Here is a 20,844-nt window from a genome sequence, read left to right as displayed (position 1 = left end):
CCGTCGAAAAATGCCGATCATTCCAGCAGGCGCGCCCAGCCTTCCAGGCCCTCGATGCGCGACAGGGTGATTTTCACGCAGACCAGCAAAGGCACCGCCAGCAGCAGGCCGATGATGCCCCACAGCGAACCGAACGCCATCAGCGCCATGATCAGCACCAGCGGCGACAACCGCATCTGCCGGCCGAGGATCACCGGGGTCAGGATCTGACCCTCCAGCGTATGCAGGCCCAGATAGATGCCGGCGGGCACCAGCGACATCCAGGCCTCGTCGAAGGCCACGAACCCCATCAGCAGCATGATGATGATGCCGATCAGGGGCCCGACGTAGGGGGCAAAGTTGAGCACCGCCGCCATGGTTCCCCACAGCAGCGCTTCGGCCAGGGGCACGCCGAGCAGGTAGAAGGACCCGGCCAGCGCCAGGCCGAGCATCAGGTTGATCGCACTGATGGTGAGCACGTAGCGTGATATCTCGCGCTCGATCGACTGCATGATCTCCACGGTGACGCGCTTTTGCTGGCGGCTGGGCAGCAGCGAGATGGCATTGCGCTGCAGGTTTTCCCCGTAGACCATGAAGAAGAACGTCAGCAGCACCACCGCCAGCAGCGAGGTCAGCATCATCGGCGTGGCGGTGAGCGACTTGTAGGGGTCGTTCACCTCGGTGCGCACCACGTCGACCTTCTTGCCGTCGCCGGCCTCGGTGGCGCGCGCGATGCTTTGCGCCGCCTCGCTGGCGGCGTGGACCGGCTTGCTCATCTGGCGGAGTTTGGGTGCCAGCCGGCTGAGTTCCTTGGGTACCTGGCGGGCCCATTCGGCAGCCGGTTGGGCCAGCTGGTAGCCCAGCGCAAGCGCCGCCGCCAAGCCCCCCAGCAGCACGATGGTCGCGCACAGGACCCGCGGCAGGCGCAGGCGCCGCAGTCCACGGATGATCGGGTTGCCGATCAGGGCGAAAAACATCCCCAGCAGAATGGGCAGCACCACGCCCTGGGCCAGCCACAGTGTGTAGCCCACGGCCAGGGTGGCGAGCAGGTTGAGCGCATGCGACGCGCGTGGACGCACCGCCGAGAGCGGGGGATCCGGGTCAGGCGCAAATTCATCCGTCCCGGAAGCGCTCGCGCCGGGCAACGTCAGGTCCTGGTCTTCCGGGGCGGCAGGGGACCCGGGCTGCGCGGGTCCCGCGGCCATGCTCAGCCGTTGCCTCCGGCCTGGCGCGCGGCCGAGGCCAGCCGCTCCAGATAGTCCTGGGCGGCGTTGTCGCTCGTTCCGGCGGGCAAGCGGCGCCGCTGCCGGCGCGCCGAGTCGGCGCTCGCCGCTACGCCCGCAGACTCCGCCGCGACCGAGGCAGCTGCGGCGTGCGTTTCCTCCGCGGATTCTTCGGCGGCTTCGGCATCGCTGGCCGCCGAGGCCGCGGTCATGCCGGAGAACAGGGTCATCAGGGTGCTGCTCATGCGCAGCAAGCCGCCGCCACGGGCCACGGTCTGCAGCGGCTCGGCACGCCCGATCAGGAATCCGCTGGCCAGTCCGACCACGATGATCCGGCCCGGGGACCACATGGTCAGCCACGAGTCCTTCAGCTGGCGCAGGTCAGCGCCCACCCGGCGCTCGTTCGCCTCCAAGGTGTTTTCGGCCTGGTCGACCTTGTTCTTCAGCTTTTCAAAATTCATGAGTTCCGCCTTGGGCCGACGGCGGCACGCGCCGCGCGTCGATTGCATTTATCGGATTTCATTGGCGGGCTGTTACCGGGAGACCGGATACCTGCCACCCTCACGTGCCCGCCTGCTCGGTGGGAGGGCGGCGGGTCTGCGCGGCAGCCGGCTCACGCGGCGGCTTGCCCTGCTCCGCATCGCGGGCGGTCTCGGCCGAGTCCGGTGAAGGCATCAGCTCCGACAGCTCGCCGATGCCCAGCCGGGCCAATTGGCGCCGAGTCGCGTCCAGCCGGGTATGGCCGAAGTAATGCACCGCCGCCCATGTGGCGATCGCCGCCGCCAGCAGGCTGATGCCCGCCGGGATCAACAGCGCTGCGGTCCAGGTGAGCACGGTCGCTCCGTTGAGGAACACCACCAGCGCGCCCATCAGGAACAGCCATGCGGTGGCGCCGCAGATGATCGCCACCCCGCTCATGGCCAGGGTACGGCCCAGGGCGCTGCGGGCGAGCGAGACATCCGCTGCCACCAGTGCCCGCAACGCCTTGGCCGTGTCGCCTGCGGCGGAGAGACTGGCCCGACCGGTCAAGCCGATCTGGCGCAGGGCCTCCCGCAGCTCGTCGGCCACGGGGGGATCGTCCTCGTAGGGTCGGTCGTCTTCGCCGTGGCTGTGCATTGCGGCGGCTTAGTCGTTGTTGCGGGTGAGCTTGGCCAGCACCCAGCCCGCAGCAAGCGCGGCACCGAAGGCGGCCATCGGACGCTCGCGGATCAGCTCCGACGCGCTGTCGATCAGGTCGCGCCCCTTCTCCATCAGCTCGTCGGCCTGCTCGCGGGCGGCGCCGGCCACTTCGCTGGCTGCGGCCCTCGTCGCCGATGCGCTCTCGGACAGCTCGGACTTGATGCCGGCCTGACCGGTGCGCAACTCTTCACCGGCGGCCGATGCTGCGCCCTTGAGCGTCTGGCCGGTGTGCTGGGCCGCCTGCTTGAGGTGGGTGCCGGCTTCGCCGAGATTCGACTTCATGGACTCGGTGGGCTTGGTGGCAGTGGTGCCGGACGTGCCGGTAGTGCCGGTGGTGCTGCCGCTGCTGCCAGTGGTGCCGGAGGTCTGGTTGGAATTCATGGATGTCGCTCCTGATGGGGGATCGTGGGGTTTATTGCATCTGCAGCACACCGCGTTGATTGCCGCGAACGATCTGCAAGACCAACTGTGCCGGAGGCCGTGTGAAGCCCGTGCGGAAGCCGGCCAGATCCTCGAACGCACCCGCACTGGACCCCATCACCACGTCGCCCTCGCGCATGCCGCTCGCCGCAGCGCGGCTGCCCTGGGCCACCGACTCGACCAGTACGCCCGAGATGCCGGCCTGGCGCAGGCGCTCGGGCAATTCGCTGAAGCCGGCGCCGGCCAGCCGTGGATCCAGGCTCGCCCCGGCCAGCGCCCGCGGCTGCTCCCTGAGTTTGGCCGACAGCCGCAGCGGCTTGCCGTCGCGGCGGATGTCGAGTTGCACCTGGCTGCCGATGGCGTGCAGGCCTTCGAAGTTGCGCAGCCCGTCGCGGTTGTCGATGCGCTCGCCGTCGGCGGCAATAATCACATCGCCGGATTTGAGGCCCGCAGCGGCGGCGGCCGAATCGGCGTGCACGCGTGTGACCAGCGCGCCACGCGGGTGATCCAGTCCCAGCGCCCTGGCCAGCCGGGCATCCACGTCCTGCGCGTCCAGGCCGAAGGTGCCCCGACGCACCTCGCCGCTGGTCACCAGCTGGTCCATCACGTTGCGCGCTAGGTTGACCGGGATGGCAAAGCCCAGACCGATGTTGCCGGCCATGCTGCCGCGCGGATTGAAGCTGGCCGTATTGATGCCGACCAGCTGACCGTTGAGGTTGACCAGCGCGCCGCCGGAGTTGCCCGGGTTGATCGACGCATCGGTCTGGATGAAGCTCTGGTATCCCAGCCCGCGCAGTCCGGTGCGGCCGACGGCGGACACGATGCCGGAGGTGACGGTCTGGCCGATGCCGAACGGGTTGCCGACGGCCACCACGAAGTCGCCCACGCGCAGGTCGCCGGAGTCGGCCAGCGGTATCTGCTGCAGCCCCTCGGCGGGGATGCGCATCACCGCCACGTCGGTGTCCGGGTCGGAGCCGACGAATTCCGCGGCCAGCGTGCGCCCGTCCGCGAGGGTGACGGTGACCTCCTCGGCGCCCTCGATGACGTGGTGGTTGGTCAGCACATAGCCGCGCGTCGCATCCACAATGACGCCCGAGCCCAGCGATTGCTCGATGCGTTCCTGCGGAATGTGGGGAAACATGCGCCGGAACATCGGATCGTTGGCAAACGGGTTGTTCAGCCGGACGCGCTGCTTGGCCTGCACGCTGACCACCGCGGGCGTCACCTGCGCGAGCATCGGCGCCAACGATGGCAGCGGCTGGCCGGCCACCGCGGAGGGCAGCGATGCGGCCATCGGCGTGATCGCCGGTGCGCCGGACTGCGTGGTCGGCGCGGCCACGGCCGGCGCCTGCAATCCATGCAGGACGGCGGCGGCCACCACGCCGCCGAAACAGGCGGCGAATGCGAGCATGGCCAGCTTGCGCATGGAAGGTCGTGGCGGATTCCGATCGGTGCTCATGGGCGGTCCCCGGCAAGGCTGAAAAAGGCAAACACCAAGTGTGGTTCAAGCGCGGTAAATCGTCGATGAAGCCGGGCTTTGCCCGTCCGCGTGGCGCTCCAGGCCCTGCCGTCCATAGCGGCAAATCGCGCGCTCCGCCAGCGTTGACTTGGCCGGGGGGTGTCGGTAGCGTTGACCTCCTTGGCAGCCACAACATGTTGTGGTCAGGCCGGACGGATACGCCCAGCACTTGGGTTCATCGGCTTATGTCGCCAAGGCGTTCGGATCCGTGTCAAGCGGTGCCGGAGGACCCCTGCGAAGCTGACGCGAGTGCGGCGCTGCCGGGTTCCAGGACATCGTCGACACCCATCAACGCGGCGCCGGTCCACCGGTTCCGCACCCGCATTCCGGCCGCGCCCAGCAGCGGCCACCCAGGAGAAAGTTCAGGCATGAGCACGGTGCGCCTCGAGGCAGCAAGCATGGAAACTTCCGGCAATTCCCAGACACCCGGCGTCGACACCCCGGCGGTGATGAAGATCGCCATGCAGCCCGCGTCGCTGGACATCTGGGACAAGAAGTACCGGCTGGTGACCAAGGACGGCACGCCGGTGGACGCCGACATCGACGCGACCTACCGCCGCGTTGCGCGCGCGCTGGCCGATTCGGAGTCCACCGACGAGCTGCGCGCCTACTGGCACGAGCGCTTCACCTGGGCGCTGCGCCACGGTGCCATTCCCGCCGGCCGCATCACCTCCAACGCCGGCGCGCTGGAGCATAAGCCGGCGACCAGCACGATCAACTGCACCGTCTCGGGCACCATCGAGGATTCGATGGACGGCATTCTGGAGAAGGTCCACGAGGCCGGCCTGACCCTGAAGGCCGGCTGCGGCATCGGCTATGAATTCAGCACCCTGCGCCCGCGCGGTGCGTTTGTTGCCGGCGCCGGTGCCTACACTTCCGGGCCGATGTCCTTCATGGATATCTACGACAAGATGTGCTTCACCGTGTCCTCGGCCGGTGGCCGCCGCGGCGCGCAGATGGGCACCTTCGATGTCTCGCATCCGGACGTGAAGGATTTCATCCGGGCCAAGCGCGAGGACGGCCGCCTGCGCCAGTTCAACCTGTCGCTCCTGATCACCGACGGCTTCATGCAGGCGGTGGCTGACGATGGCGACTGGCCGCTGGTGTTCCCGGTCAACCTGAAGGAGAAGGGCGACGTCGATCTCGACGATCCCGCCCAGGTGGTCTGGCGCGACTGGCCGACCCACCGCAACTACATCGTCCGCGATGATGGCCTGGTCGCCTGCAAGGTCTACGGCCACATCAAGGCCCGGCACCTGTGGGACATGATCATGGTGTCCACCTATGACTACGCCGAGCCGGGCTTCATCCTGATCGACCGCGTCAACGAGATGAACAACAACTGGTGGTGCGAGGACATCCGCGCGACCAACCCCTGCGGCGAGCAGCCGCTGCCGGCCTACGGCGCCTGCCTGCTGGGCTCGATCAACCTGACGAAGTTCGTGCGCAACGCCTTCACCGAACAGGCCACCTTCGACTGGGACGAGTACCGCGAAGTGGTTCGCGTGTTCACCCGCATGCTCGACAACGTGGTCGAGATCAACGGCCTGCCCTTGCAGCAGCAGCGCGACGAGATCATGCGCAAGCGCCGTCACGGGATGGGCTTCCTCGGCCTGGGCTCGACGGTGACCATGCTGCAGATGAAGTACGGCTCGCCCGAGTCCTGCGAGTTCACCGAGCAGGTCGCCCGCGAGATGGCCGTTGCCGGCTGGGAAACCGGCTTGGCGCTGGCGAAGGAGAAGGGCCCGGCGCCGATCATGGACGAGCAGTTCACGGTCGATGCCGAGATGCTGCGCAAACGCCCGGAAATGGTCGCCGATGGCTGGAAGATCGGCCAGGAAGTAGCGGGCAAGGTGCTGCATGCCAGGTACTCGCGCTACATGCAGCGCGTGGCCGAAGTCGCCCCCGAACTGGTTGCCGAGCTGGCCGAGGTCGGAGCCCGCTTCACCCACCACAGTTCGATCGCGCCGACCGGCACCATCTCGCTGTCGCTGGCCAACAATGCCTCCAACGGCATCGAGCCGAGCTTCGCCCACCATTACAGCCGCAACGTGATCCGCGAGGGCAAGAAGTCCAAGGAGAAGGTGGACGTGTTCTCCTTCGAGCTGCTGGCCTACCGCAGCCTGGTCAATCCCGGCGCGATGCCGTTCTCCGATGAGCCGGCCACGCGCCTGCCCGAGTACTTCATCGCCGCCGACGACGTCACGCCCAAGCAGCACGTGGACGTGCAGGCCGCGGCGCAGAAATGGGTCGACAGCTCAATCTCCAAGACCGCCAACGTGCCCACCGACTATCCCTACGAGGATTTCAAAGACATCTACACCTACGCCCACGCGCAGGGCCTGAAGGGCTGCACCACGTTCCGCTTCAACCCGGCCGCCTTCCAGGGCGTGCTGGTCAAGGAAGCCGACCTGGAGAACACCACCTACCGCTTCGAGCTGGAAGACGGCAGCGTGGTGGAGGCCAAGGGCAACCAGGAAATCGAGTACGACGGGGAGATGCACTCCGCCGCCAACCTGTTTGATGCCCTCAAGGAAGGGTATTACGGCAGGTTCTGAGCCACGCATCCCCGCGCGCGGCCCACCCGGGCCGTCGCGTCGTCCACCAATGCACCAGGAGTCTGGCCCATGGCCATCAAGATCGACCAGAAAATCAAGGGTTACAGCGTCGTCAGCGCCGAGGACCGCGTCCGCGAAACCGCGGCGCAGGATGCCGCCCAGGCCGCCGACAGGGACAGCAACGTGGTCCAGATGCACGAGAAGATCGAGCGTCCGGAGACCCTGATTGGAACGACCTACAAGCTGAAGACGCCGTTGTTCGAGCACGCGCTGTACGTGACCATCAACGACATCATCCTCAATGCCGGCAGCGAGCACGAGCACCGCCGGCCGTTCGAGATCTTCATCAACTCCAAGAACATGGACCACTTCCAGTGGATCGTGGCGCTGACCCGGATCATGTCGGCGGTGTTCCGCAAGGGCGGCGACGTGACCTTCCTGGTGGAGGAGATGAAGGCGGTGTTCGATCCGCGCGGCGGTTACTTCAAGGCCGGTGGCGTCTACATGCCATCGCTGGTCGCCGAGCTGGGCAGCATCGTGGAGGAGCACCTCAAATCGATCGGGATGATCCAGGACCCGGAGATGAGTGCTTCCCAGCGTGAGCTGATCGCCGAGAAGCGCGCGGCGTACGCGGCCATGGAGGCCAAAAAAAAAACTGAGGTAACCCCGCTCGCGCAGAAGGTCGCCACCGCCGAGCTGCCGCCGCGGGACGAACTCAGCGGCCACCTGTTTCCCGAGCCGCGGGTCAGCGACACCCCGCGCAGCGAGGATGTCGAGGTCACCGGCGACGGCGGGGTGGCCTTTCCGCCCTCCGCCGCGATGTGCCACAAGTGCAGCACCAAGGCGATCGTGATCATGGACGGCTGCGCGACCTGCCTCAATTGCGGTTATTCCAAGTGCGGCTGAGTCCAGGGCCCTCCCGCGCGCAGCGGCACCGCGCCGATTCGCGCGCGTTTCACGGAATTTTTGGGACGTCTCTGCGAGCATCCCCCGACGCGTAATCCACGCGCGTTAACGGGAAGCCCGCTCGCATGCCGCAATCCACGTTGCCGTCCGGCCGGAAGTCGGGCCTGCTGCGCAGACTCGCGCGCCGGCCCTCCCTGGCGCCGATCGCCGAGGAACTGCCGCTGCGCGATTCGCTGTTCAGTGCCCAGCGCATGGAAGAGCACGGTCGCCAACTGGCCGGCATGCACCAGTTGCAGTCGGCGCTGGAGCCCCATACCGAGTCACTGCTGGAGCGGCTGAGCGAGAACCAGCGCGTGCTGGACCACACCTGCACCATGCTGACCGCATCGGCGCAGGCCAACCGGCGCATCACCCCGGCCAGCGACTGGCTGCTGGACAACATCTACCTGGTCCAGGAGCAGGTCGCGATTGCGCGCCGGCATCTGCCGCGCGGCTACAGCCGCGAACTGCCGCGCCTGGCCAACGGACCCTCGGCCGGATTGCCCCGCGTCTACGACATCGCCCTGAACGCGATCTCGCACGGTGACGGCCGCCTGGAAATCGAAAGCCTGGGCCGCTTCGTGGCCGCCTACCAGGAAGTCGCGCCGCTGAAGCTGGGCGAGCTGTGGGCGATTCCGATCATGCTGCGCCTGGCGCTGATCGAGAACCTGCGCCGGGTCGGCCTGCGCATCGCCGCCGACCGCGTGCACATGGACCTGGCCGACATCTGGGCCGACCGCCTGATCACGGCCGCCGAGGAGCGGCCCAAGGACCTGGTGCTGGTGATCGCCGACATGGCGCGCAGCCAGCCGCCGATGACCCCGGCCTTCGTGGCCGAGCTGGTGCGCCAGATGCAGGGGCAGGGCACGGTGCTGGCGCTGGCGCTGACCTGGGTGGAGCAATGGCTGGCCGACGGCGGCACCGACGTGGAGCAGGTGGTGCATGCCGACGGGCAGACCCAGTCGATCGACCAGATGTCGGTCGGCAACAGCATCAGCAGCCTGCGCTTCCTGACCCTGGTGGACTGGAAAGAGTTCGTCGAATCCTCCAGCCTGGTCGATGCGGTGCTGCGGCAGGACCCGACGGCGACCTATTCGCGCATGGATTTCGCCACCCGCGATCGCTACCGCCACCTCACCGAGGAGATCGCGCGGCGCAACCGGCTGGAGGAGATCGCGGTCGCGGAAAAGGCGCTCGAGCTCGCCCGCCAAGGCGGAACGGAGGCCGGCGGCATCCGCCGCCACGTGGGTTTCTACCTCGCCGATGACGGCCGGGCAACGCTCGAGCACGCGCTGGGCGCGCGACCCACCCTGGAGGCATCGGTGCGCAAGACCGCACGCCGCGTGCCGCTGCTGGCGTACCTGCTGCCGATCATCCTGATCGTGGTGTTCTTCACCCAGGGACTGGTGGTGGAAGCGGCGCGCTTTACCGCCAGCGACGGCATGGTGCTGCTGGTCGGGCTGCTGGGCATGATCGCCTTCAGCGAGCTGGGCGTGGCCTGCGTGAACTGGGGCGCCACCCTGCTGGCCACCCCGCGCACCCTGCCGCGCATGGACTACTCCGACGGGATACCGGCCGAAGCGCGCACCGTGGTGACGGTGCCGACCATGCTCTCGAGCCTGGCCGCGGTGTCCGAGCTGGTGGAGGCGCTGGAAGTGCGCTTCCTGGCCAACCGCGATGCGCAACTTCGCTTTGTCCTGCTGACGGATTTCCTCGACGCGCCCGAGCAGGTGATGCCCGGCGACCAGGCCCTGCTGGACGCGGCGCGCACGCAGATCGCCGCGCTCAACGAGCGCTACGCCAACGGCCACGACCTGTTCTTCCTGTTCCACCGGCCGCGCGTGTGGAACCCGCGCGAAGGCGTGTGGATGGGCCACGAGCGCAAGCGCGGCAAGCTGTCGGCGCTGAACCGTGTCCTGCGCGGCGGCACCCGCGCCGCCTTCATGGAGATCACCGGTGACCTCGCCGCGCTGGAAGGCGTGCGCTATGTGATCACCCTGGACAGCGACACCGACCTGCCGCGCGATGCGGCCCGCAAGCTGGTGGGCACGCTGGCCCACCCCTTGAACCACCCGGTGTTCGACCTGGCGCGCGGCGTGGTGGTGCGCGGCTACGGCATCCTGCAGCCGCGCGTGGGCATCAACATGAGCGGGGAGGTCAGTTCCTGGTATGCCCGCCTGTTTGGCAGCGAGCCGGGCATCGATCCGTATACGCGCGCCGTGTCGGACGTCTACCAGGACCTGTTCAAGGAAGGGTCCTACGTCGGCAAGGGCATCTACGACGTGGATGCGTTCGAGCGCGCCCTGGACGGGCGGATCCTGCCCAACCGCGTGCTCAGCCACGACCTGCTGGAAGGCTGTTACGCCCGCGCCGGCGTGGTCAGCGACGTCCAGCTCTACGAGCAGTACCCGTCGCGCTACGCGGTGGACGTCAAACGGCGGCAACGCTGGATCCGCGGCGACTGGCAGCTGCTGCCATGGCTGTTGCCGTGGGTGCAGCGCGCCGGCCGGCAATGGGAGCGCAACCCGCTGTCGATGCTGTCGCGCGGCAAGCTGGTGGACAACCTGCGCCGCAGTCTGGTTCCGTCGGCAATCGTGACCCTGTTGCTGATCGGCTGGTTCCAGGCCCGGCTGCCGCTGGCGTGGTCGCTGTGGGTGCTGTCGATCTACCTGATCCCGCCGCTGCTGGGCGCCATCGTCGACTTCGCCCGCCGCCCGCCCGACCTGTCGGTGCGTGCGCACCTGCGCCAGGCGGCGGCGTCCAGCCTGCGCAGTTTCGTGCAGGTGCCCTTGGCGGTGGCCTGCGTGGCGTACGAGGCGGCGTTCAGCCTGGCGGCCATCGCGACCACCCTGTGGCGCGTGCTGGTGTCGCGTCGCCACCTGCTGCAATGGAATCCGTCCAGCGAAGTGGCGCGCAGCCTGCCGGTGGGCGCGTGGGCGACCGTGCGCTCGATGTGGACTTCGCCGGCCGCGGCGCTGGTCGCCGGCGTGGCGCTGGTGCTGGTGCGCCCCGGCGCGCTCGTGGCGGCCACGCCCGTGCTGGCGGCGTGGTTCGTCTCGCCGTGGCTGATGTGGTGGCTGGGTTCGCCGCGCGCCGAGCCCGCGGCCGCGTTGACGCTGGACCAGTGGCGGTTCCTGCGGCGCCTGGCCCGGCGCACGTGGGCGTTCTTCGAGAGCCACGTCACCGCGCAGGACCACTGGCTGCCGCCCGACAACGTGCAGGAATACCCGAGCCATGTGGTCGCCCGGCGCACTTCGCCGACCAACATCGGCCTGTCCCTGCTGGCCGACCTGGCGGCCTGGGATTTCGGCTACGCGACCACGGCCACCCTGATGCAGCGCGTGGGCGCCACGCTGGCGACGATGCAGGCCCTGCCGCGCTATCGCGGCCACTTCTTCAACTGGTACGACACCCAGACCCTGCAGCCGCTGCCGCCACGCTACGTGTCCGCGGTCGACAGCGGCAACCTGTCCGGCCACCTGTTGACGCTGCGCCAGGGTTTGCTGGCGATGGTCGATGCGCCGGTCCACACCGCGCAGTCGTGGCAGGGCGTGGCCGACACCTTGGACGTGCTGCGCGAATCGCTGGGCGACGTTCCGGCCGTGACCGCGATCAGCGCCATGGCCGACGAACTGGACAGAGTCCTGCTGGAACCACCGGAAGAACTGGCCGCGGCTGCCGGTCTCGCCGATCGCCTGCAGGCCCACGCCGCCCAGGTGCGCCAGCATACTGCCGGCAGCGAGGCATCGGCCTACTGGGCGGCGGCGCTGGAGACGCAGTGCACGGCGCTTGCCTCCGAACTGGCGTGGATGGCAGGTGCTGCGCCCTTCCACGCTGCGCCCGGCGCGGCGCAGCCGTCGGCGATCCACGTCGCCGCTCCCATCCCCAGCCTGCGCGAACTGGCGAGCAGCGCGCAGCCGGCGGTCGCCGATCAGGCCAGCGACCGCATCAGCGAACTGGAGCGCCTGGCCCATATCGCCGGCCAGTGCGCGCAGGCCGAGTTCGGCTTCCTCTACGACCCGGCGCGGCGCCTGTTGGTGATCGGCTACAACGTCGACGAGCAGCGTGCCGACAACGGCTACTACGACCTGCTCGCCTCCGAGGCGCGGCTGGCCAGCTTCGTCGCCATCGCCCAGGGGCAGTTGCCTCAGGAGACCTGGTTCGCACTGGGCCGGCTGCTGACCGAGGTCGACGGGGATCCGACCCTGCTGTCGTGGAGCGGCTCGATGTTCGAGTACCTCATGCCGCAACTGGTCATGCCCAGCTACCGCGGCACCCTGCTGGACCAGACCGCACGCAACAGCGTGGAGCGGCAGATCGAATACGGGCGCCAGCGCGGCGTGCCTTGGGGCGTGTCGGAGTCGGGCTACCAGTTGTTCGATGCGCGCATGAACTACCAGTACCGGGCGTTCGGCGTGCCTGGGCTGGGGCTCAAGCGCGGCCTCGGCCATGACCTGGTCATCGCCCCCTACGCCAGCATGATGGCGCTGATGGTGGCGCCTCAGGCCGCGTGCGAGAACCTGCGCCTGCTTACCCGCCAGGGCTTTACCGGCCGCTTCGGCCTGTACGAGGCGATCGACTACACCCCGGCGCGGCTGCCGCCCGGCCAGGACCACGCGGTCGTGCAGTCGTTCATGGTCCACCACCAGGGCATGGGCCTGCTGGCGCTGGACTACCTGCTGCGCGACCAGCCGATGCAGCGCCGTTTCATGGCCGACCCCGAGCTGCAGGCGACCTTGCTGCTGTTGCAGGAACGCATCCCGCGCACCGGCATGCTGCACCTGCATTCGGCCGAGGCGGCCAGCGCCGGCAAGCGCTCCGAACAGGGCGAGACCCGGCTGCGGATCTTCCGCACCCCCAACATGGAGCTGCCGGCGATCCAGATGCTGTCCAACGGCGGCTACCACGTCATGGTGGGCTGCGCGGGCGGTGGCTACAGCCGCACCGACGACATCGCCGTGACCCGCTGGCGCGAGGACGCGGTGCGCGACCACTGGGGCAGCTTCTGTTACGTGCGCGATGTGGAGGACGGCGATTTCTGGTCGACCTCCTACCAGCCCAGCCTGGTGGCGGTGGATGCCTACGAGGCGATCTTCTCCGACGCCAAGGCCGAGTTCCGCGGCCGTAGGCGCGACTTCGAGATGCACACCGCGATCGCGGTCTCGCCCGAGGACGACATCGAACTGCGACGCCTGCGTATCGCCAACCGCGCCAGCACCACGCGCACGGTCGAGATCACCACCTACGCCGAAGTGGTGCTCGCGCCCGCCATGGCCGACGAGCTGCATCCGGCCTTCAGCAACCTGTTCGTGCAGACCGAACTGGAGCGCAGCCGCCAGGCGATCCTGTGCACCCGCCGCCGGCGCGAGCTGGACGAGACGCCGCCGTGGATGTTCCACCTGGTCGCGGTGCACGACGCGTCGGTGGACGCGATCTCCTACGAGACCGACCGCTCGCGCTTCATCGGCCGCGGCAACACGCTGCAGAATCCGGCCGCGCTGACCACCCCCGGCGACCTGTCGGGCAGCGAGGGCTCGGTGCTCGATCCGATCGTCGCGATCCGCTGCCGGATCACCCTGGAGCCGGGACAGGTGGCCAGCATCGACATGGTTTCCGGCGTCAGTGCCACCCGCGCGGACGCCAGCGCCATGATCGACAAGTACCGCGACCGAGGCCTGGCCGACCGGGTGTTCGACATGGCCTGGACGCACAGCCAGGTGGTGCGCAACCAGATCAACGCCACCCAGGTCCACGCCCAGCTCTACGAGCGCCTGGCCGGCCTGGTGCTCTACACCAGCCCCGCGCTGCGCGCCGACCCGGCCGTGCTGCGGCAGAACCGGCGTGGCCAGTCGGGCCTGTGGGGGCAGTCGATCTCCGGCGACCTGCCGATCGTGCTGGTGAAGATCGCCGACGTCGCCAACATCGAGCTGGTCCGCCAGCTGGCCCAGGCCCACGCCTACTGGCGCCTGAAAGGGCTGGTGGTCGACCTGGTGATCTGGAACGAGGACCAGGCCGGCTACCGCCAGCAGCTGCAGGACCAGGTGCTGGGCCTGATCGCCGCCGGCGCCGGCGCGCACCTGATCGACCGTCCCGGCGGCATTTTCGTGCGCCCCACCCAGCAGATGTCGCAGGAGGACCGCATCCTCATGCAGGCCGTGGCGCGTGTGGTGCTCAGCGACCAGCGCGGCACCCTGGCCGAGCAGCTGCAGGTAATCCCGCCGGCGCCTCCGCTCGCGCCGCTGCTGGGCCCCGCACCGGAGCAGTACGAGCTGATGCCGCGTCAGGTCACCGACGGTCCGGCCATCCGGGCGGGCTTCGATGCCTGGCCGTTTGATCCCGGCCCGCGCGAGCTGATCCTCGACAACGGGCTGGGCGGATTCTCCCCGGACGGGCGCGAGTACGTCATCGACCTGGCCGATGGCCAAACCACTCCGGCGCCGTGGTCCAACGTGATGGCCAACGCGCTGTTCGGCTGCGTGGTCAGCGAAAGCTCGCCGGGCTACACCTGGGCCGAGAACGCGCACGAGTACCGGCTGACGCCCTGGCACAACGATCCGGTCCGCGACCCGGCCGGCGAGGCGTTCTACCTGCGCGACGAGAACACCGGCCACGTCTGGTCGCCCACGCCGCTGCCCTGCCGCGGCACCGGGCCGTACCGCACCCGCCACGGCTTCGGTTACAGCGTCTACGAGCACGAGGAAAACGGGATCATCAGCGAGTTGTGGGTGTACGTGGACCTGCACGACGCGGTGAAATTCAGCGTACTGAAGCTGGTCAACCGCTCCGGCCGCCCGCGTCGCCTGAGCGCCACCGGCTACGTGGAGTGGATCCTGGGCGACCTGCACGGCAAGACCGGCATGCATGTGATCACCGAGATCGACGGCGACAGCGGCGTGCTTACCGCGCGCAACGCCTACAACACCGAGTTCGAGGGTCGCGTCGCGTTCTTCGACACCGACGCCGGCGGCGACGAGCGCAGCATCACCGGCGACCGCCTGGAGTTCATCGGCCGCAACGGCACGTTGCAGGCGCCGGCCGGGCTCACCCGCGAGCACCTCTCCGGCCAGATCGGCGCGGGGCTGGATCCGGTGGCCGCCATCCAGGTGCCCATCACATTGGAGCCGGGCGAGCGCAGGGAAACCGTGTTCCGGCTCGGCATGGGCAAGGACTGGGGCGAGTGCGTGGCCGTCGCCCGCCGCCATCGCGGCAGCGAGGCGGCCCACGACGCGCTCGACCGGGTCCGCATGTACTGGCTGCAGACCCTGGGCGCGATCCAGGTCGACACCCCCGAGCCGGCCTTCAACGTGCTCGCCAACGGCTGGTTGATGTACCAGACCATCGCCTGCCGCTTCCTGGCGCGCAGTGGCTACTACCAGTCCGGCGGCGCCTACGGATTCCGCGACCAGCTGCAGGATTCCATGGCGATGGTGCATGCCGAGCCGGCACTGGTGCGCGGCCACCTGCTGCGCAGCGCCGCGCACCAGTTTCCCGAGGGCGACGTTCTGCACTGGTGGCATCCGCCGCAGGACCGCGGGGTGCGCACGCGCTGCTCGGACGACTACCTGTGGCTGCCGCTGGCGGTCTGCCGCTACGTGGAGGCCACCGGCGACCGCGACGTGCTGGACGAGCCGGTGAACTACATCGAAGGCCGGCCGGTGGGTCCAGACGAGGAGTCCTACTTCGACCTGCCGCTGCGCTCGACCCTGCGCCAGAGCCTGTACCAGCATTGCGTGCGGTCCATCCGCCGGGGCCTGGAGCTGACCGGCGAGCGCGGCCTGCCACTGATCGCCACCGGCGACTGGAACGACGGCATGAACCGGGTCGGCGAGCAGGGCCGCGGCGAGAGCGTCTGGCTCGGGTTTTTCCTCTACGACGTCCTCCAGCGCTTCGCCCCGCTGGCCGAGGCTCACCACGACCACCGCTTTGCCACGCATTGCCTGCAGGCCGCCGATACGCTGCAGCAGAACCTGGAGAAGCACGCCTGGGATGGCGAGTGGTACCGGCGTGCCTGGTTCGACAACGGCGCGCCGGTGGGTTCTAAAGTCAGCGACGAATGCCGGATCGACTCCATCTCGCAGAGCTGGGCGGTGCTGTCGGGGGCGGGGGCGCCGGAGCGCACCACCCAGGCGATGGCCTCGCTGGACAGGCACCTGGTGCGCGAGGAGGCCGGCCTGATCCAGCTGCTGGACCCGCCCTTCGACAAGACGGCGCAGGACCCGGGGTATATCCGCGGCTACGTGCCCGGCGTCCGCGAGAACGGTGGCCAGTACACCCATTCGGCCGTCTGGGCGACGATGGCCTTCGCCCGCAGCGGCCACACCGAGCGCGCGTGGGAACTGATGCGCATGATCAACCCGGTCAACCACGGCGCCGCGCAGTCACTGCAGACCTACAAGGTCGAGCCCTACGTGATGGCCGCCGACGTCTACGCCGTCGCCCCGCATGTCGGTCGCGGCGGCTGGACCTGGTACACCGGCTCGTCGGGCTGGATGTACCGGCTGATGGTCGAGTCGCTGCTGGGGATCCACCGCGAAGGCGGCCGCCTGCACCTGGCCCCGACCCTGCCGGCCGATTGGCCGGGCTTCCGGATGCGCTACCGCTACGGCGACGCCGAATACCGCATCGAGGTGGCGCGCGCCGACGAAGGCGGCGCCACGCGGCTGCTACTGGAGGGCGTGGAACAGCCGGAGATGTCCATTCCGCTGCTGGATGACCAGATCCCGCGAGAGGTCCGCATAGTGCTGGCGGATGGCCCTGGTGTTGCCCCGTAGACAGAAGAACGCCCGCAGCAATGCGGGCGTTCCATTGGGCCGGGGTTGGCAGTGGTTCAGAACGCCAAGGTGATACCCGCGATCGGTCCCTTGAACTCCTGCTCCAGGCCGAGCATGCCGTCGCTGCCACGCTTGTCGACGTCCAGCTTGAACCAGTCATAGCCGGCGTGGATGCCAAAGCGCGGGGTGAAGCGGTATTCGACCAGCGCATTGGCCCGGCTCAGGTCGCCGCGGTAGTCACCGAAGCTGCCCCAGGACGCGTTCAGATACTGGCCCTGGGCGACCACTCGCCATGCATCGGCAGGCGCCCAGGTAAAGCGCGTACCGATGACCGGCGCGAAGCCGTCTGAGCTCTCGCGCTCGCGGTAGCTTTCGTCACCCGCCTCGGCGTACACCTTGGCTTCGAGCTTGGCGTACTCCGCACCCAATTGGAGTCCCCAGCTGAAAGTCTCGGTCTCGGCCACCGCGAAGTCGTAGACAACGCTTGCGACTTCAAAATCCACCTCGCCCTTGGCGAAGCTGCCGGCGGGAATGAGGCTGCCGTCGTAGACCACGTCCTCGTCGAGCGTGATCCGGCGATCCTTCTCGTAATTGAAGTAGTTGAACAGCAGGCGGTTGCGCTCGCTGAACCGAAACTGGCCTTCCAGGCGGGGCACGGTTTCCTTGCCGCCAAAATCGAAGTCCTCGCTGAAGCCGATCGAATCGCCGGCAAAACCGGTACGGCCGCGCAACGTGCTCTGGGCATCGGCGTTCATAGCGCCAATACGCAAGGTGAAACGGTCGTCATCGATCGCGTGGGCGGGCAGGGCGAGGGCGACGCCAGAGGCGAGCAGCAGCAGTTGCAGCGGGAAACTCTTTGACATGGTGCTGGTCCGTGGGGAGGGGGCCGTCATGAGAACCGAACCCTGGTCGCGCGGACGTGAATAAGCCGCGGTGCCCGCACTTGGCTTACCGTAGTGCGTTCCGCCGCGTCTGTTTCCGATACCGATGAAATCCGTGCGACTTCTTGCCGTTCTGCTTGGCCTGCTGGTGATCAGCGCCTGTGCCACCGCGCCGCCACGCAACCCGCTGGCCGACTGGCGGCCCTCGCCCAATCACGAGCCGCGGCGTGCGCGCATGGTCGTGATCCACCACACCGCGATGCGCAGCGCCGAGGGCGCCCTGCTGGTGCTGCAGACGCGCAACTCCGGTGGCCGTGTCAGCTCGCACTACCTGATCGGTGAGGACGGCCGCCGCTACCAACTGGTCGCCGAACAGGAGCGCGCCTGGCACGCCGGGTCCAGCCGCTGGGCCGGCATGGACGACATCAACTCGATCTCCATCGGCATCGAGCTCGACAACGATGGCAGCGAGCCCTTCAGCGATGCGCAGATCGGGTCGCTGCTGGAGTTGCTGGCCGACCTGACCGACCGCCTGGGCATCCAGCCGCACCTGGTCGTGGGCCATGGTGATGTCGCACCGACCAAGAAGGACGATCCCAGCGTGCACTTTCCCTGGCAGCGCCTGGCCCAGGCCGGCTATGGCTTGTGGCCGCGTGAGGCAGTCGGCCCCGCGCCGGCGGGCTTCGATGCGTGGGCGGCGTTGCGCCTGGTGGGCTACGACCTGCGCGACCCGCAAGCGGCGCTGGCGGCGTTCCATCGCCACTTCCGTGGCCGCCAGGACCGCGAGTGGCTCGAGGGGGATGCCGCGATCCTCCATGACCTGCAGCTCCAGTTGATGGAGCTGCCGCAGGCGACGGCGGAGTAGCTCCACCTGCGCGGCTATATGTCGCGACGCAACAACCGGCGCACTGCAGGGCGCCCTGAACAGGCGGATTCGTGAAGCGCGCGTCGCGAGCCGGTGAGGGTCACGTCAAGGCCGGCGTGGCTCATGGGCGGTACAGCAAAACCGGCGAACCCTCGACCCACACACCACAGGAGATCCGCCGATGAAAACGTCCCGAGTTGATCGATCCGTCCTGCCCGCGCGCGCCGCCGGTCTGGCGTGCCTGGGCCTGTTCGCCGCCGGCATCGCCATTGCCGTGCCGGCCTTCGCCCAGGACCAGAGCTCCACCGCGCTGGACAAGGTGGAGCAGGAGATAGCGCCGCCGCCGGTGATCAGCGACAGCGACAAGATCCTGCAATCGCCACCGTCCGAGGTGCGCGACGACTTCCAATGGAATGAGCTGGACACCGACGGCGACGGCCGGATCAGCCGCAGCGAAGGCAGCGTCAATGCCGATGTCCACAGCAACTTCGAGATGACCGACACCAACGGCGATGGTTACATCACCCAGGCCGAGCGTGAGGCCCATGACCGGAGCCACGCCGTCGAGCCGGAAGAGATGGACGATCAGGACTGAGCGACAACCACCGGTGGCCGTGCAGGTCGCGGTCGCCGGTGGTGTTTGAGCGCCCCCCCCCGCGCCGGTTGATCCGGCGCGGGACGTTACGGCGGTGTTGTGCGCGTGGGTTCCAGGCAACCGTCCTGCGGTCACTCGGCCGCCGGCGGCGGTGACAGGCGCAGCAGGCGTCCGCGCCGCCGGTCCTCAAGCACATAGAGGTCGCCGTCGGGCCCCTGGGCCACCGCCCGGATGCGCTCGCCCATGTCGAAGCGTTCCGCCTCGCGCGCGTTGTCGCCGTCAAACGCGATGCGCACCAGCGACTGCGACGACAAGCCGGAGGCGAATGCACTTCCGGCCCACGCGGGGAAGCGCTCACCGTTGTAGAAGATCAGGCTGCTGGGCGAGATCACCGGGGTCCAGCTGATGGCGGGCGCCCGGAACTGCGGCTGGGTGTCGTGGTCGGGAATCGGTCGACCGTCGTAGTGGTCGCCATTGGAAACGATCGGGTAGCCGTAGTTGGCCCCGCGCTCGATCCGGTTGAGCTCATCGCCGCCCTTGGGTCCCATCTCGATTTCCCACAGCTCGCCCTGGGCATTGAACGCCAGCCCGAGCGGGTTGCGATGGCCAAGCGACCACACCTGTGCGGCCACGGGGCCTTCATCGACGAAGGGGTTGTCGGCCGGCACGGTGCCGTCTTCGTTGAGGCGCAGGATCTTGCCCAGGTTGGACGCCATGTCCTGCGCGGGGTCGAACTTCTGGCGTTCGCCGGAGCTGATCCACAGATAGCCGTCCGGTCCGAAGGCGATGCGGTGGCCATAGTGCCCGTCGCCCTGGACCTTGGGAACCTGGCGCCAGATCACCTCCAGACCGGTCAGCTTGCCGCCGCCCTTGCCGTCGACGGTCAGGCGCGCGCGCGCCACCGCGGCGCCGCGGGTATCGCGCTCGCCTGCTTCCGCGTAGCTCAGGTAAACCAGCTGGTTGCGGCTGAAGTCCGGATGCAGGACCACGTCGCCGAGTCCGCCCTGGCCGCCGTAGGCGACCTCCGGCAGGCCGGTGATGTCGGCGGAGGTGCCGTCCAGGCCGATCAGCTTCAGCTCCCCGCGCTTCTGGGTGACCAGCAGGTGCCGGCCGTCGGGCAGGAAACTCATCGCCCAGGGCTCGTCGAAGCGGGTGATCTCATTGACCACAAACGGCCGCTGGTCGGCGGGGTGCTGCGGCGCGCTGTCGGCGGCGGGCGGCGCCGAAGGGGTGCCATTGCCCGGGCTGCAGGCGACGAGCAGCGCCAGCGCAAGCAGGGTGGGGAGGGAGTGATGCATGGTGGACCTCGGCTGGGGCGACGCGGCGGTGATCAAGAGGCGATGATCAAGAGGCGGTGACCTAGAACGGTAGCCGCTCGCCGCCCGCATTGACAATGCCGCGCGTCGCCGCCTCCAGCGTTTCCGGATCGCCGTCGATGACAACCAGGATCTCGCCGGCCTCGATGCGATCCTCGAACTTCTGCCGCACCGGGTCGGGCATGGCCGAACCGAACAGCGCCGCCGCCCAGCCCCCGGCTGCGGCACCGACGAGCGTGGCTGCGGCGGCTCCGGCCAGGGTGATCCCCAGCGGCGGGATGGCGACCGCCGCCAGCCCCGCCAACAACCCGGCGCCCGCGCCCAGGCCGACCCCGCGGGCCGCGGCGGGCAGCATGTCGGTCTCGGCTTCCTTGCGCTGGTCGGGGATCTGGCCCAGCTCGATGTCCGACCGGGCGACGAGCAGAATCCTGTCGTCCTCGACCCCGGCGGCGCGTGCCGCAGCCATCGCCTCGGCGGCGGCGCTGATGTCGGGCGTGCTGAACACGTAGCGTGCGGTCATGGCGGCTCCCGGTCGTCGGCGGAGATCCGAGCGTGGAACCGACGCGGTTAGGCGTGCGTGACGGGTCAGGCGG

General features: G+C 68.7%; 13 protein-coding genes. 5 read left to right on the top strand and 8 right to left on the bottom strand.

Going from position 1 to position 20,844, the window contains the following annotated elements; translation table 11 throughout:
- Positions 1-17: 17 nt before the first annotated feature.
- The 5 genes from INQ41_RS11965 to INQ41_RS11945 all read right to left on the bottom strand — a co-directional run bounded on the left by INQ41_RS11965 (position 18) and on the right by INQ41_RS11945 (position 4,227).
- On the bottom strand, positions 18-1,184 hold the full coding sequence (locus tag INQ41_RS11965; RefSeq protein ID WP_193984766.1) for an AI-2E family transporter: 1,167 nt from the start codon (positions 1,182-1,184) through the stop codon (positions 18-20).
- A gap of 2 nt (positions 1,185-1,186) precedes the next feature.
- Complete coding sequence (locus INQ41_RS11960; protein ID WP_193984765.1) at positions 1,187-1,663, bottom strand: hypothetical protein; 477 nt, start codon at positions 1,661-1,663, stop codon at positions 1,187-1,189.
- A gap of 100 nt (positions 1,664-1,763) precedes the next feature.
- On the bottom strand, positions 1,764-2,318 hold the full coding sequence (locus tag INQ41_RS11955) for a phage holin family protein (RefSeq protein WP_193984763.1): 555 nt from the start codon (positions 2,316-2,318) through the stop codon (positions 1,764-1,766).
- A gap of 9 nt (positions 2,319-2,327) precedes the next feature.
- Positions 2,328-2,663: a hypothetical protein gene (locus tag INQ41_RS11950; RefSeq protein WP_193987374.1), complete on the bottom strand. Its 336-nt coding sequence runs from the start codon at positions 2,661-2,663 to the stop codon at positions 2,328-2,330.
- A 130-nt stretch (positions 2,664-2,793) separates the two neighbouring features.
- On the bottom strand, positions 2,794-4,227 hold the full coding sequence (locus tag INQ41_RS11945) for a Do family serine endopeptidase (protein WP_193984761.1): 1,434 nt from the start codon (positions 4,225-4,227) through the stop codon (positions 2,794-2,796).
- 461 nt (positions 4,228-4,688) lie between these two features.
- On the opposite strand from INQ41_RS11945, the gene INQ41_RS11940 reads away from it, so the two are divergent.
- From INQ41_RS11940 to INQ41_RS11930, 3 genes are all read left to right on the top strand, one after another.
- Complete coding sequence (locus tag INQ41_RS11940) at positions 4,689-6,878, top strand: adenosylcobalamin-dependent ribonucleoside-diphosphate reductase (RefSeq protein ID WP_193984759.1); 2,190 nt, start codon at positions 4,689-4,691, stop codon at positions 6,876-6,878.
- Positions 6,879-6,947: 69 nt separating this feature from the next.
- Positions 6,948-7,784, top strand: a complete 837-nt coding sequence (locus INQ41_RS11935; protein WP_193984757.1) for a TSCPD domain-containing protein — start codon at positions 6,948-6,950, stop codon at positions 7,782-7,784.
- 125 nt (positions 7,785-7,909) lie between these two features.
- Positions 7,910-16,594: a glycoside hydrolase family 94 protein gene (locus INQ41_RS11930; RefSeq protein ID WP_193984755.1), complete on the top strand. Its 8,685-nt coding sequence runs from the start codon at positions 7,910-7,912 to the stop codon at positions 16,592-16,594.
- A 56-nt stretch (positions 16,595-16,650) separates the two neighbouring features.
- Here INQ41_RS11930 and INQ41_RS11925 read toward each other — a convergent pair whose 3' ends face one another.
- Positions 16,651-17,457 carry a hypothetical protein gene (locus INQ41_RS11925; RefSeq protein WP_193984753.1) on the bottom strand — a complete coding sequence of 269 codons (807 nt, stop codon included), beginning with the start codon at positions 17,455-17,457 and terminating at the stop codon, positions 16,651-16,653.
- 124 nt (positions 17,458-17,581) lie between these two features.
- Here INQ41_RS11925 and INQ41_RS11920 point away from each other — a divergent pair, with 124 nt between their 5' ends.
- Together INQ41_RS11920 and INQ41_RS11915 are read left to right on the top strand one after the other, a co-directional pair.
- Positions 17,582-18,340: an N-acetylmuramoyl-L-alanine amidase gene (locus tag INQ41_RS11920; protein ID WP_193984751.1), complete on the top strand. Its 759-nt coding sequence runs from the start codon at positions 17,582-17,584 to the stop codon at positions 18,338-18,340.
- Positions 18,341-18,521: 181 nt separating this feature from the next.
- Positions 18,522-18,935, top strand: coding sequence for an EF-hand domain-containing protein (locus INQ41_RS11915; RefSeq protein ID WP_193984749.1), 414 nt, complete (start codon positions 18,522-18,524; stop codon positions 18,933-18,935).
- A gap of 131 nt (positions 18,936-19,066) precedes the next feature.
- Here INQ41_RS11915 and INQ41_RS11910 read toward each other — a convergent pair whose 3' ends face one another.
- Together INQ41_RS11910 and INQ41_RS11905 are read right to left on the bottom strand one after the other, a co-directional pair.
- Positions 19,067-20,233: a PQQ-dependent sugar dehydrogenase gene (locus INQ41_RS11910; protein ID WP_193984748.1), complete on the bottom strand. Its 1,167-nt coding sequence runs from the start codon at positions 20,231-20,233 to the stop codon at positions 19,067-19,069.
- A gap of 61 nt (positions 20,234-20,294) precedes the next feature.
- Positions 20,295-20,771, bottom strand: coding sequence for a hypothetical protein (locus INQ41_RS11905; RefSeq protein ID WP_193984746.1), 477 nt, complete (start codon positions 20,769-20,771; stop codon positions 20,295-20,297).
- Positions 20,772-20,844 lie beyond the last annotated feature (73 nt).

The organism is Lysobacter ciconiae (assembly GCF_015209725.1).
Lineage (GTDB): Bacteria > Pseudomonadota > Gammaproteobacteria > Xanthomonadales > Xanthomonadaceae > Novilysobacter > Novilysobacter ciconiae.
Note: the sequence above shows the minus strand (reverse complement) of the source record. Positions and strands in the feature narration are given on the sequence as shown.

Excerpts from the sequence above, each read along its gene's own strand:
- INQ41_RS11965 (WP_193984766.1), bottom strand. The coding sequence starts at position 1,184 with ATGGCCGCGGGACCCGCGCAGCCCGGGTCCCCTGCCGCCCCGGAAGAC.
- INQ41_RS11960 (WP_193984765.1), bottom strand. The coding sequence starts at position 1,663 with ATGAATTTTGAAAAGCTGAAGAACAAGGTCGACCAGGCCGAAAACACC.
- INQ41_RS11955 (WP_193984763.1), bottom strand. The coding sequence starts at position 2,318 with ATGCACAGCCACGGCGAAGACGACCGACCCTACGAGGACGATCCCCCC.
- INQ41_RS11950 (WP_193987374.1), bottom strand. The coding sequence starts at position 2,663 with ATGAAGTCGAATCTCGGCGAAGCCGGCACCCACCTCAAGCAGGCGGCC.
- INQ41_RS11945 (WP_193984761.1), bottom strand. The coding sequence starts at position 4,227 with ATGCGCAAGCTGGCCATGCTCGCATTCGCCGCCTGTTTCGGCGGCGTG.
- INQ41_RS11940 (WP_193984759.1), top strand. The coding sequence starts at position 4,689 with ATGAGCACGGTGCGCCTCGAGGCAGCAAGCATGGAAACTTCCGGCAAT.
- INQ41_RS11935 (WP_193984757.1), top strand. The coding sequence starts at position 6,948 with ATGGCCATCAAGATCGACCAGAAAATCAAGGGTTACAGCGTCGTCAGC.
- INQ41_RS11930 (WP_193984755.1), top strand. The coding sequence starts at position 7,910 with ATGCCGCAATCCACGTTGCCGTCCGGCCGGAAGTCGGGCCTGCTGCGC.
- INQ41_RS11925 (WP_193984753.1), bottom strand. The coding sequence starts at position 17,457 with ATGTCAAAGAGTTTCCCGCTGCAACTGCTGCTGCTCGCCTCTGGCGTC.
- INQ41_RS11920 (WP_193984751.1), top strand. The coding sequence starts at position 17,582 with ATGAAATCCGTGCGACTTCTTGCCGTTCTGCTTGGCCTGCTGGTGATC.
- INQ41_RS11915 (WP_193984749.1), top strand. The coding sequence starts at position 18,522 with ATGAAAACGTCCCGAGTTGATCGATCCGTCCTGCCCGCGCGCGCCGCC.
- INQ41_RS11910 (WP_193984748.1), bottom strand. The coding sequence starts at position 20,233 with ATGCATCACTCCCTCCCCACCCTGCTTGCGCTGGCGCTGCTCGTCGCC.
- INQ41_RS11905 (WP_193984746.1), bottom strand. The coding sequence starts at position 20,771 with ATGACCGCACGCTACGTGTTCAGCACGCCCGACATCAGCGCCGCCGCC.